This is a genomic window from Brachyspira pilosicoli (assembly GCF_008016535.1).
GTDB lineage: Bacteria > Spirochaetota > Brachyspiria > Brachyspirales > Brachyspiraceae > Brachyspira > Brachyspira pilosicoli_A.
Genome location: NZ_SAXY01000004.1, coordinates 1 through 12,030 on the forward strand (window position 1 = coordinate 1; position 12,030 = coordinate 12,030).

A 12,030-nucleotide genomic window follows, 5' to 3' on the forward strand; every position below is an offset into this window, starting at 1 on the left:
ATTTGGGTATTTCTTCTATCTTTAAAAATCTTTTAATATTTTTAGTTTCTAATGCTTCATCCACTATAAATAATTTAAATTCTGTGCTATAATCTTTTTTCATAGTAGCATCCTTTTTATTTGTTTTCTGTTCAAAATATTATAACAAGGATACTGCTTTTTTTATACTAAAAAATGTCCAATATCTCATACTCCTAAACAATATTTGATTTTTATCTGTTTTTTTGTTATGATATATAAAATATGAATATATCTACAAAATTATATAGTAAATTACAACAAGAAAAAGAAGAATTGCCTGATATTTACAAAACTGATGTAAATAAAGATGGTTTAAAGATAATATACAAAAATAATAGAGCAATACATAGTAAATATAATATAGAAAATGAGTGTAAGAGAGCATTAGAAAATATAAATAAAAATAAAAATCTAATAATAATATATGGTTATGGATTAGGATATATATTAAAATACTTATTAGAAAATATTAACAATTATTTTAATGATGAAATTATAAAGGCTTTAAAAATAATTATTGTTGTAGAAGATGCAGCCATTTTTAAATATTCATACTATAACATTTATTCCGCAAACAATGAAAACATTTTTTTTATAGATAATGAAGATGATATAGATTACATAAACAAAATAATAGACTATGAAAATATTAATGGCATAAACCTTGTAATACTTCCATCTCTAACCAAAGAAGAAAAAGAGAAGGCTAATATATTTTATACTGACATATTAAATAATATGGAGAAAGAATTATCTAATATATTAACAAATATGTATTTTGAAAATATATGGACAAAAAATATTATATTTAATAGTGAGTATATTAGTAAATCATCTGATATATCTATATTAAAAGATGCATTCAAGGATTTCAAGGCTTTATTAGTATGTCCTGGACCAACTTTAGAATATTCTATAAAAAAAATAAAAAATAACAGAGAGTCTTTTATTATAATATGTGTAGATACGGCTTATAGTGTACTTTGCAAAAATAATATAATACCTGATTTTGTAATTACTGTAGATGGAGGATTTTTTAATTCTTTAGATTTTATTTATGAAAGTGAAAATTTTCCATATTTAATAATGGATATAGCATGCAATAAATTAATACCTAAAAGATTAGAAAATAAAACTAATTTAATAAGATTTAGTTCAAATGAAAATTTAGAATTGATAAAATATATTAATGATTATACTACTATATCAGCATTAAATACTTCAAGTACAGTAGCAAGCACTATGATAGATTTTGCATACTACACAGGTTTTAAAGATGTGCTTCTAATAGGTTTTGATAATAGCTATCCATTTTATCAAAGACATATTAAACATACATTATCATATGAATATATGATAAATAAAACAAATAAAATAAAAACATTCGAGTCTTATTATTTTAACACAATAAAAAATAATACTAATATTGATGTTTATCCTCCTACAGAGTTTATATTTGAAAACCAAATAGAATATTTTAAAAGTTTCAAAGACAAATATAAAGGCATGAATATACAAAGGCTAACTTATGATGCTGTAAAGATAGAACATATTAAAGAAGGAAATATTGATGATTTTGTATTTGATAGAAACATAGCATTAAGCATAGCAGATAAAATATATAAAGAAAATCATGAATTAAATATAAAAGAAGCTTATAATAAATTAAGAACTCTATTAGAAGAGTTTAAAACTAAGATGTTATGTATTTATAACGAAGCAAAAAATACTAGTGATGAAGAAAAAATAAATAGTATTTATGATACTTCTATAAAAACAATAAAAACTTATCAAGAGAAAGCAAATATATTAAAAACAATACTCTCTTCTACCATGATGATGTCAAATAGAGCTAATTCAACAAAAAGAAATAAACTTATCTTTCTTCTAACTGAAACATTAAGCAATGTTACTTATTTTTTAAGCAGAATAGATATAGCTATAAAAAAATTATAAAAATATTAATTTTGACAAAATATAATTTATTAGTATAATATTAAGTTATATAAACAATTATAAGGTAGGCAAATTATGTCAGCATTAAAAACATTTACAAGCAAAGAAAATAATAAATTTGATTATGATTCTAGATTAAATAGATTATTAGATATTACTAAAGAAACAATTTTAATAACTAAAAACGAAAACATATTTTATTTAACAGGCTTTAAAGGTACAGCAGGCTGGCTTTTGATATATGATTCTAAAAAATATTTATTTGTAGATTCAAGATATTTTGAAGTGGCATCTAAAATTACTCACAAAACTACAGTTGTTTTGGTTGCGAATACTTATCAAGATGCTTTAGCTGATTTTATAAAAGAAAACAACATAAAAGAAATAACTGTTGCTAAAAATGCATTATATCTTAGTGATTATGAAAATATAGTTGCTTCTATGGTAAATAATTCTATTAAGGTTAGCATAAGTAAGGCAGATATAGACTCTATAAGAATAGTGAAAGAAAAGGAAGAAATTAATATAATAAAAGAGAATTTGCACAGTGCTGAGAAAGCTATGATAAAAATGTTATCAACTGTAAAAGAAGGAGTTACAGAAAAAGATTTGGCTGCAGAATTAGAATATCAAATGAGAAAAGAAGGCGGAGATAAAACAGCATTTGACACTATACTTCTTTTTGGTGATAGAACCTCTCTTCCTCATGGAGTTCCATCAGATAGAAAATTAAAACTTGGGGATAACATTTTAATGGACTTTGGATTATCAAGAGATGGATATAAAAGCGATATTACTAGAACTTTCTTTTTTGGAAAAGGCGATAAATTTAATGAAATGCAAAAAATATACAATATAGTAAAAGAAGCAAATGAGAAAGGAGCAGCTGCTATACATTCTGGAATAACTGGAAAAGAGGTTGATAATGTTGCAAGAGAAGTAATAAAAAATGCTGGATACGGACAATATTTCGGACATGGGCTTGGACATGGTGTTGGACTTGAGATACATGAATCTCCTAGATTATCACCTATAGTTGATCATATGCTTGATGGAGGAGCTGTAGTTACTATTGAGCCGGGTATATATTTACCAGATTTTGGAGGGGTGAGAATAGAGAATATGGCTATAGTAACTAAAGATGGTCCTGCAATTTTAAATAGCACACCAACTGATTTAATTGTATTATAAAAAATATGGCTAGAAAAAGAAAAAAGAAACTAAATAAATTATTTTTGCTTTTTATAGCAGTTGTTTTTGCTTTAATATATTATTGTTATGATAAATATGACATAATAGAGGCTAAATATTTTACTAAAAAAATAGAAAGATATAATAGAGATGATTGGGGAAAATGGACAGATGATGACAATGACGGACTTAATACAAGAAATGAAGTTCTTTTGGAAGAGTCTTTAATAAAACCTATAATATCAAATAATAGAATAGTATCTGGAAGATGGTATGATAAATACACTGGCAAATATTTTGATGACCCTAAGGATTTGGATATAGACCATTTAGTGCCTTTAAAAAATGCCTATATGAGCGGTGCTAGTAATTGGAGCAAAGAGAAAAAAAACAGATATTATAATTATTTAAAAAATGAACATCATTTAATAGCTGTTTCAAGAAGTGCTAATCGTTCTAAGAGTGATAAATCTCCTATTGAATGGCTTCCAGAAAATGAAGAATATCAATGCGAATATATTAGAGAGTGGTATAAGATAAAAACAGATTGGGGACTTACTATTGAAGAAGGCTTTGATGAATTATCAAATATAATCTGCAAAGGAAAATAAAAATTATTCATATTTTTCTATAATGATTGACAAAAGAGTATAATAGTTTATCATAAACTATAAAGTCATATTAGGAGGATATAATGAAAAAGTATCTATTTCTAATGATATTAATAATTAATAGTTCTGTTTTTGCTAAAAGCGGTTTTGAGGCTATAATAAATGCCAATATCGGCAAATCTATTGGTATACCTATCGGGGATGCTGGTTTTGAGAGAAAAGTTTCTTTTGGTTTTGATGCTGCTCTTACTGCTCAGCTCGGATATTTAGCAGATTTTAATAATAATATGGCTATGAGTATATTAGGTGAAATAGGTTTTAGTCATGATAGTTTTTCTTATAAAATTCCTAATACAGTATATCAAAGACATACCATACGTAATCGATTTACTAGTTTACAATTAGGGGTATTACCTAAATTTAATATAAATAATTTTTCTGTAGGATTAGGAGCTGGAGTAAAAATTCCTTTTCATGGAATAATAGAATCATATACAAGAATATCAGATACTGAAAGTTATAAACATTATGAAAAGATTAATTTTAATGATATAAAATCAATATATAATCAAATGTTTGTTATACCATATATAAAATTAACTTTTGATTGGTTTTTTTCAGATATCAATTATGAAACTAGAGAATTTGTTGACACAAGAGATTTTGGCATAGGTTTTTATTTGGGATATAATTTTGGACCTAAATCAAGAACTTATATAGGAACAGACAGTTTTGATATTGGTTTAGAGCTTTCTTTAAGATTCAAACCTAGTAAAAATTAAAAAAATAAAAAATATAAAAAGAGCATTATTTTTATTAAGTAATGCTCTTTTATTAAACACTTTCTTTAGTTTTTGAAATTAATACAATATTACCTATTTTCATTTTTTTATCTACTGCCTTACACATATCCCATATAGTTAAAAGAGATATACTCACTGCTGTTAAAGCTTCCATTTCTATACCTGTTTTGTAGCTGCATCTGCAATATGACATTGCAATTATTCCGTCATCTTCTAAGATAAAATCAATAGTTACTTTTTCTATATTAATATTATGACATAAAGGAATAAGATTAGAAGTTTGTTTTGCTCCCATTATGCCTGCTATTCTTGCAACAGATATAACATCACCTTTTTTTATATTATTTTCTTTTATCAAATCAATAGTCTCTTTTGATAAATATATTTTTCCTTGTGCTCTAGCTTCTCTTTTTAAAATATCTTTATTTCCAACATCAACCATATTGGCATTACCATTTTCATCTATATGAGTTAATTCCATATTATCCTCCTATCATACTAATAGATTTTACATCACTATAACTGCCGTTTTCAGGCTTGCCTTCGATGCATTTTATAATAGAGCCTTTTATATCATTAAAATCAATTTTAAATTTAATATTACTATGTAAACAGCTAAGCAAATAACCATCAGAAAGAAGTCTTATCCTATTACAATATTTGCATTTATGAGGTCTGTCATAATTTATACTATCAGTCTTTTGAGCATTAATATTATAATACTGAATGGTTTGTAATTTAGCATTAACGCTGCTTGCATATTTTTCTAATAATGGCAACTCTTCTCTACTCTTATCATCATAAACAACAACATTAATCTTTAATTGAAATCCCAATTTAGAAGCAGTTTCAATTCCTCTTAAAGCATCTTTTAAATTACCGCCTCTTGTAATATATTTATATCTTTCACTCTCTAAAGTATCGAGAGAAATATTAATAGAATCAAGACTAGCATTTTTTAATTTTTCGGCTATAGTAGAGAGAAGGATTGCATTTGTAGTCATAGCTATAGTTTCAATTTTTTTTACTTTTCTAATCATAGCTACAAGCTCATCGATATTTTTTCTCACTAAAGGTTCACCTCCAGTAAGACGCACTTTTTTAACTCCAAGTTCTGCTGCCTCTTTTACAACATCATATATTTGTTCATAAGATAAAATTTCATTATGACTTTTTTTTTCAAAATCCTCTTCAGGCATGCAATAAATACACCTTAAATTGCATCTGTCTGTAACAGACACTCTAATATAATTAATCTCTCTATTAAAGGAATCTAACATCTACTATACTCCCAGCTTTTATATTAGAAATTCCTATATCTATTTTTAATATACCATTAGCATCAGAGAATGATGCTATCATAGAAGAATTATTATAATTTATAAGTCTAACTTCCAACTTTGTATTATTATGAATTAGTTTTACAGGTACATACTCAAGTCTTTCATCATCTTTTCTGTTAAACTCATCTGTTAATACGGCATTTGTATAACTACTTTCATATTTCAAACCTAAACAACTTAATATATAAGCCTTAACCATAATCTCAAAAGTCATAAAAGAAGAAACTGTATTACCAGGTAAAGCGAACACTGCCTTTTTACCTAACTTACCAAAAAATAAAGGTTTACCAGGCTTCATAGCTAAACCATGAAATATTTGTTTTACTCCAAGCTCCAACAACTCTTTATGCACATAATCAAAATCGCCCATAGATACTCCGCCACTTATAAGCACAATATCATTTTCTTCTATAGCTTTAGAAAGTATATCTTTTATCTCTTTTTCATTATCATTTACTTTGCCATAAAACTTACTATCACAGGATAATGCTAAAGTTCTTGATACAAGCATAGGAGCATTAGCATCATATATCTGACCATCTTTTAAACTCTCTCCAATATTTGCTATTTCATCTCCTGTAGAAACAACTGCTACTTTGATTTTTTTCTTTACATCAATATTTGAAAAACCAAAACCTGCTAATATTGCTATATCTTTTGGAAGTAAAAATTTTTTATCTATTATCTTTTCACCTATTTTTTTATTGTTTCCTTTTTTTATTACATTATTACTAATTTCTTTTTTTGTAAATTTAATAATAGTTTTTTCATCTTCTATTTTTTCAGTCCATTCAACTCTCTGCACAGCATTGCAATTTTCTGGAAGCATTGCGCCTGTCATAATCTTCACACATTCTCCTCTATTAACTTTTATTTTTTCAGAAAGCCCCGCATATATAATTTTATCTTCAATTAAAACATAATTATCTTTATTTTCATCTTCTTTGTTGTAGGCATATCCGTCCATAGATGATTTATTAAAAGGAGGGTCATCATTCAAAGCATAAATATCATTAACTAAAACTCTATTATAAGAATCAAGCACAGATATTTTCTCTTCTCCATAATCTTCTATATTTTCTAATACCAATTTTAAAGCCTCATCAGGATGCAAAAAAGTTCTAGCCATTTTTAATTACCTTAAGTTTAAATTATTAAATTATATTATTCTAAAAACATAATATTATCAATATTAATAGCTAAGTTTATCTCCATTCCAACATAGTAGTTTTTTTTATAATTATCTTTATGCAAATGCCATATTATTTCACTTTCAGTATTTGTGGGAGTAACAGTAATGACATAAGAAAAAATCTCTTCCACTATCTTTTTAATACGGCATTTTATATCAATATTTTGAGAATCATGTAAATTATTATTTTCAAAAAAACTATTAGCCCTCACACCTATATAATTTATATTATTATTACTATTAATTATAATATTCCAATCAATGCACTCTATTTTTTTATCATCTAATATTTTTACCCTCGAAAAGTTCTCACACCCAACAAGCAAAGCAGAAAAATATGTCTTTGGGCTTTTAAAAATATTATGCTTAGAATCTACAACTTCAAATTTACCTCTGTTTAATATACCTATATTATCAGCCATCTTATAAACTTCTTCTCTATTATGAGATACAAATAATGTAGTGCCATTAAACTCTTTTATGCTAGATAAAATAAACTTTTCTAACTCCAACCTTATATGATAATCTAAAGCACTTAAAGGTTCATCTAATAATAATATATTAGGCGATGATACAAATATCCTCGCTAAAGCAGTTCTCTGCTGTTCTCCTCCTGATATCTCTCTTGGTTTTTTATTTCTTATATCATATATAAAAAACTTTTTCATTATATCTTCAATATTAATATATTTATTTCTAATTCCTGCTTTTATATTCTCTTCAACTGTCATATTTGGAAATAAAGCATAATTTTGAAATAAAAATCCAACATTTCTTTTTTGCGGTTTAATATTAATATGCTTTTTAGAATCATAAAAAACTTTTCCGTCAAGTTCTATATATCCGCTGTCTGGATTCTCTATACCAGCAATACATTTTAAAGCCATACTCTTTCCGCTTCCAGAAGCTCCAAGTATAGCAAATACTCCTCCTCCGCTCGCCTCAAATTGCAAATCTAAATCAAAATTAGATAATCTCTTTTTAATATCAACTATTAAGCTCAATATTAAAACCTCAAAATATATTTTTTATAATCTCTTTTTAATACTACTAGAAACAGGTATTATAATATTCATCATCATTATACTTATAAATGATATTGCAACAATTATTATAACCCACCTAAAAGCTAATTCTCTGTCACCTGCCTGTACAACAGTGTATATAGCAAGTGATATAGTTTGAGTTTTGTTAGGTATATTTCCAGCAATCATAATAGTAGCACCAAACTCTCCTAAAGCCCTTGTAAAAGAAAGTATAGCCCCTCCCAATATAGATTGCCAGCTATTTGGAAGCATAACTCTCCAAAATATCCAATTTTCAGACTTACCTAATGTTCTAGCAGCATTTATAATATTAGTGTCTATCTGCTCAAAAGCTCCTTTACTAGTTCTATACATTAATGGAAAAGAAACTATAAAAGAAGCAAGTATAGCTCCTCTCAAAGTAAATATAAAAGGAAAACCTAATTTTTCAACTATGCTTCCTATAAAAGAATTTCTGCCAAAAAATATAAGCAAAAAAAATCCAACAACCGTAGGAGGAAGTACTAATGGAAGAGTAAATATTATATCAAATATAGATGAAAACTTTTTTATTTTAAAAACTGCAAAGGCAATATATATTCCAACAAAAAAAGTTATTATGGTAGAATAGAATGCTGTTTTTAGAGAAAGTATTAATGGAGAATATTGCATATTATTCCACTACAGTAAAGCCATAATTTTTAAATATTTCTTTTGATGTATCTGTAGAAATATAGTCAATAAACTTTTTTGCTTCTTCTTTGTTTTGAGAAGATTTTATTATTGATATAGGATAAATAACTTTTTTATGAGTGCCTTCTGGAGCTTCCGCTATTATATTAATATTTTTTGCTATTTTAGCATCTGTAGAATATACTATACCGCAATCAACTTCAGCAGTCTCCACCCAATCAAGCACATTTCTCACATCAGAACCATACACAGCTTTTTCTTTAGCAATATCTAGTATAGATAAATTACTCAATATCTCTTCAGAATACTGCCCTACTGGTACACTTTTTGGTTCACCAAGACCAAGTTTTTTGATATTAGAATTAGTTATATCTGTAAATGATTTAATATTTAAATTAGAGTTTTTTGGAGTAATTAAAACAACTTTATTTTCAAGTAAATCTTTTCTGGTTTCACTGTCAATTAAACCTTTTTCTTCTAAAGCATTCATTTGTTTTTGTGCTGCAGAGAAAAATATATCTGCAGGAGCAGAGGCTTCTATTTGAGCTTGCAAAGCACCTGATGAAGCAAAAGAAAATATAACTTCTGTTGATGTTTCTTGTTTATAATTATTAGCTAGTTCTGTAAGTACATCTGTTAGGCTTGCTGCCGCTAGTACATATATTTCTTTATTATTTTCAGAATTAGATGTATTCGATGAATTACATGATACAAATAAATACAATATTAAAAAAAATGCAAATACAATCTTTTTCATAACATTTCCTTAAACAAACTTTATTAAATATTATTAATGCCCTTCACCTTTTATCATATCTATAATATGTTTAAGCAAAGGAACAATTAATTTAGTGCAATATTTTGCTGCCTTCTCACTTCCCGGAAAGTTTACCACAAATACATTATCATTGATTCCAGCATACCCTCTTGAAAGAGAAGCAAATATAGTCTCTTTCATAGATTCCTGCCTCAAATAATCTGATACTCCCCTAACCTCTTTTTTACAAAACTCCATCGTAGCTTCAGGTGTTACATCTCTTTTTGATAAACCAGTGCCTCCTGTAGTTATTATTATATCAAAATTGTCTTTATTATTTTTTAATGTATTTAATATAATATCATATTCATCTGGTATAATAATTTTATTTATAATTTTATCTTTTAATTCTTCTTCTAAAGTTTTTATAATAATATCACCAGATTTATCTTGATATATGCCTTTATATGCCCTATCAGATACAGTAATAACAAGTATCCTCAACTGTAATCTCTCCTCCCTTAATTACTCTAGCAAATATTCCCCTCTTAGGCATAATACAATCGCCAACTAGTTTTTTTATATCGCATCCATTATGGCATTCTTTACCTATTTTCGAAACTTCTAATATTGTTTTACCTATATATATTTTAGTGCCTATTTCTAAACTATAAAGCTCTACACCTTTTGTAGTAATGTTTTCTGCAAAATCACCGGGCTTTAAATTGGTATTCATTTTTTTATTGGTATTCATTTTTTTATTTGTATACTCTATATCTTCAATTGCAAGCAAAGAAACCTGCCTATCAGTTAATTTATCAAAATGAGCATCATTAAATACACCTTTATCTTCAACTAAAATAATACTTTTTACAGGAGTTTTTATAGTACCCGTGTTTTCAGATATATTTAAAGACACTAAACTAAATTCTTTATTTGTCATATTAATATAATTACCAATTTAATAATATTTATTTTTTATTAACGTATTTTTTTAATTTAATTAAAAACTCATTTTTACCATTTTCATCTGTAAGAACATACTTAAAAATAAATCTAAAATAAGGATGATAAACATATGATGTTTCTTTTATTGTTATTTTTGTTTTATCATCATTTTCATCTTCTAATATATATGTCCATAAAACGGTAAACTCATTTTCTAATTTAACAATAGAAATTTCTGTTCTATCATCAGTATTAATTCTTCTCACTTCAGTTAACTCTTGAGATGTTTTTCTGTCGCTATAAGTTTGTATTATTTTTAATTTGTTATTTTCTCTTTTTTCTACACTAACAATAGATAAATACTTTAGCCATATAGGATAATTCTCATAATTTACTAATAAATCAAATAAATCATTTCTTTTTATTTGTAGAATAGAAGATTTTGTTTTTGTAAATGATGGAGCTAATTTTTTTCCTATATGATTAGGTACTATTATCATTACAGCCATTAATATTAATGGAAGAATTATAAATACTGGAACTAAATAGAACATGTTTTTATTTACTCTTATAAAAATATTAATTACAAGAAGCCTTACCTGTTCTTACATTTGTTCCGCCTGCTGCCTTTATCATACTGATGATATTTTGATTTTTCGACTCACAAGCATAAGTATAAGCAGTTTTATTTAATTGTCTGCTTATGATATTTACATCTACATTTTTATCTAATAAAAACTTAACAGCATCTTCTCTGCTATTACCAGCAGCTACCATAAGCATTGTTTCGCCATCTCTTTTATCCTGTTCATTTAAATTTAATTTACCATTATATAAAGGATATAAATATTCTATTACTTTTATATTTCCTCCAAGTATAGCAGATTTAAAAGCACTAGTAACATCGGCAGTATCTCCTGCGTATAAATTAGCTCCTTTACCCACTAAATACTCAACTATATCTAAATATTCTATAAAAGCAGCCCAACCTAAAGCTGTTTGTTTTAAACTTGCTGTATCTTGAACTTCAATATCCTGTCCTGCTTCAACCATTTTTTTTATCTCTTCTAAATTGCCTTCTTTAACTGCATCAAACCATTTTGCATTAGGACCTTTTGATTTTTCTCTATAAAATATTCTATGAGAAAGTCTTCTAGGATTTGCTAAATTTGTTAATTGTTCTGGAGTTAATCTTGGAAATCTCTCCACTTGTGCATGTAGAGATAATGATATAATTAATCCTGTAATCATAAAGAAGATTATTTTTTTCATTTTTACATCCTTGAATAGTAAAATTATGTTTATTATACTTTATATTATAATATTATCAATACACTAATAAAAAATAAACTGTTTAGGAGTATGAGATATTGGACATTTTTTAGTATAAAAAAAGCAGTATCCTTGTTATAATATTTTGAACATAAAACAAATAAAAAGGATGCTACTATGAAAAGAGATTATAGCACAGAATTTAAATTATTTATAGT

At 26.3% G+C, this 12,030-nt stretch carries 14 protein-coding genes; 4 read left to right on the forward strand and 10 right to left on the reverse strand.

Annotated elements, in window-relative coordinates:
• Positions 1-243 precede the first annotated feature (243 nt).
• The 4 genes from EPJ72_RS00330 (at position 244) to EPJ72_RS00345 (ending at position 4,561) form a co-directional block, all read left to right on the forward strand.
• Positions 244-1,977, forward strand: a complete 1,734-nt coding sequence (locus EPJ72_RS00330) for a motility associated factor glycosyltransferase family protein (protein ID WP_147730293.1) — start codon at positions 244-246, stop codon at positions 1,975-1,977.
• A gap of 75 nt (positions 1,978-2,052) precedes the next feature.
• Positions 2,053-3,168: a M24 family metallopeptidase gene (locus tag EPJ72_RS00335; protein WP_147730294.1), complete on the forward strand. Its 1,116-nt coding sequence runs from the start codon at positions 2,053-2,055 to the stop codon at positions 3,166-3,168.
• A gap of 5 nt (positions 3,169-3,173) precedes the next feature.
• Positions 3,174-3,779, forward strand: coding sequence for an HNH endonuclease family protein (locus tag EPJ72_RS00340; RefSeq protein WP_147730295.1), 606 nt, complete (start codon positions 3,174-3,176; stop codon positions 3,777-3,779).
• 83 nt (positions 3,780-3,862) lie between these two features.
• Positions 3,863-4,561 carry an outer membrane beta-barrel protein gene (locus tag EPJ72_RS00345; protein ID WP_147730296.1) on the forward strand — a complete coding sequence of 233 codons (699 nt, stop codon included), beginning with the start codon at positions 3,863-3,865 and terminating at the stop codon, positions 4,559-4,561.
• Positions 4,562-4,613: 52 nt separating this feature from the next.
• Here the strand turns inward: EPJ72_RS00345 and moaC are convergent, their stop codons facing one another.
• The 10 genes from moaC to EPJ72_RS00395 are packed head-to-tail and all read right to left on the reverse strand — an operon-like array spanning position 4,614 to position 11,812.
• Positions 4,614-5,063, reverse strand: coding sequence for a cyclic pyranopterin monophosphate synthase MoaC (gene moaC / locus EPJ72_RS00350; protein ID WP_147730297.1), 450 nt, complete (start codon positions 5,061-5,063; stop codon positions 4,614-4,616).
• A gap of 1 nt (position 5,064) precedes the next feature.
• Positions 5,065-5,862, reverse strand: a complete 798-nt coding sequence (locus EPJ72_RS00355; protein WP_147730298.1) for a GTP 3',8-cyclase MoaA — start codon at positions 5,860-5,862, stop codon at positions 5,065-5,067.
• Entirely contained in the window at positions 5,846-7,054 is a 1,209-nt protein-coding gene (locus tag EPJ72_RS00360; protein ID WP_147730299.1) for a molybdopterin molybdotransferase MoeA, read from the reverse strand. Before EPJ72_RS00360 ends, EPJ72_RS00355 begins: the two co-directional genes overlap by 17 nt.
• Positions 7,055-7,089: 35 nt before the next feature.
• Entirely contained in the window at positions 7,090-8,121 is a 1,032-nt protein-coding gene (locus tag EPJ72_RS00365; RefSeq protein ID WP_147730300.1) for a sulfate/molybdate ABC transporter ATP-binding protein, read from the reverse strand.
• A 24-nt stretch (positions 8,122-8,145) separates the two neighbouring features.
• On the reverse strand, positions 8,146-8,814 hold the full coding sequence (modB, locus tag EPJ72_RS00370; RefSeq protein ID WP_147730301.1) for a molybdate ABC transporter permease subunit: 669 nt from the start codon (positions 8,812-8,814) through the stop codon (positions 8,146-8,148).
• 1 nt (position 8,815) lies between these two features.
• Positions 8,816-9,592: a molybdate ABC transporter substrate-binding protein gene (gene modA, locus EPJ72_RS00375; protein WP_147730302.1), complete on the reverse strand. Its 777-nt coding sequence runs from the start codon at positions 9,590-9,592 to the stop codon at positions 8,816-8,818.
• Between the two features lie 33 nt (positions 9,593-9,625).
• Positions 9,626-10,096, reverse strand: a complete 471-nt coding sequence (locus tag EPJ72_RS00380) for a MogA/MoaB family molybdenum cofactor biosynthesis protein (RefSeq protein WP_147730303.1) — start codon at positions 10,094-10,096, stop codon at positions 9,626-9,628.
• Positions 10,068-10,535: an MOSC domain-containing protein gene (locus EPJ72_RS00385; protein WP_147730304.1), complete on the reverse strand. Its 468-nt coding sequence runs from the start codon at positions 10,533-10,535 to the stop codon at positions 10,068-10,070. Before EPJ72_RS00385 ends, EPJ72_RS00380 begins: the two co-directional genes overlap by 29 nt.
• Positions 10,536-10,563: 28 nt before the next feature.
• The gene (locus tag EPJ72_RS00390) at positions 10,564-11,094 is read right to left on the reverse strand and encodes an SRPBCC family protein (protein ID WP_147730305.1); all 531 of its coding nucleotides are present in this window, start codon (positions 11,092-11,094) and stop codon (positions 10,564-10,566) included.
• Positions 11,095-11,119: 25 nt separating this feature from the next.
• Positions 11,120-11,812, reverse strand: a complete 693-nt coding sequence (locus tag EPJ72_RS00395) for an ankyrin repeat domain-containing protein (RefSeq protein WP_147730306.1) — start codon at positions 11,810-11,812, stop codon at positions 11,120-11,122.
• Positions 11,813-12,030: the final 218 nt, after the last annotated feature.

Excerpts from the sequence above, each read along its gene's own strand:
- EPJ72_RS00395 (WP_147730306.1), bottom strand. The coding sequence starts at position 11,812 with ATGAAAAAAATAATCTTCTTTATGATTACAGGATTAATTATATCATTA.
- EPJ72_RS00335 (WP_147730294.1), top strand. The coding sequence starts at position 2,053 with ATGTCAGCATTAAAAACATTTACAAGCAAAGAAAATAATAAATTTGAT.
- moaC (WP_147730297.1), bottom strand. The coding sequence starts at position 5,063 with ATGGAATTAACTCATATAGATGAAAATGGTAATGCCAATATGGTTGAT.
- EPJ72_RS00390 (WP_147730305.1), bottom strand. The coding sequence starts at position 11,094 with ATGTTCTATTTAGTTCCAGTATTTATAATTCTTCCATTAATATTAATG.
- modB (WP_147730301.1), bottom strand. The coding sequence starts at position 8,814 with ATGCAATATTCTCCATTAATACTTTCTCTAAAAACAGCATTCTATTCT.
- EPJ72_RS00345 (WP_147730296.1), top strand. The coding sequence starts at position 3,863 with ATGAAAAAGTATCTATTTCTAATGATATTAATAATTAATAGTTCTGTT.
- EPJ72_RS00340 (WP_147730295.1), top strand. The coding sequence starts at position 3,174 with ATGGCTAGAAAAAGAAAAAAGAAACTAAATAAATTATTTTTGCTTTTT.
- EPJ72_RS00355 (WP_147730298.1), bottom strand. The coding sequence starts at position 5,862 with ATGTTAGATTCCTTTAATAGAGAGATTAATTATATTAGAGTGTCTGTT.
- EPJ72_RS00360 (WP_147730299.1), bottom strand. The coding sequence starts at position 7,054 with ATGGCTAGAACTTTTTTGCATCCTGATGAGGCTTTAAAATTGGTATTA.
- EPJ72_RS00330 (WP_147730293.1), top strand. The coding sequence starts at position 244 with ATGAATATATCTACAAAATTATATAGTAAATTACAACAAGAAAAAGAA.
- EPJ72_RS00385 (WP_147730304.1), bottom strand. The coding sequence starts at position 10,535 with ATGACAAATAAAGAATTTAGTTTAGTGTCTTTAAATATATCTGAAAAC.
- modA (WP_147730302.1), bottom strand. The coding sequence starts at position 9,592 with ATGAAAAAGATTGTATTTGCATTTTTTTTAATATTGTATTTATTTGTA.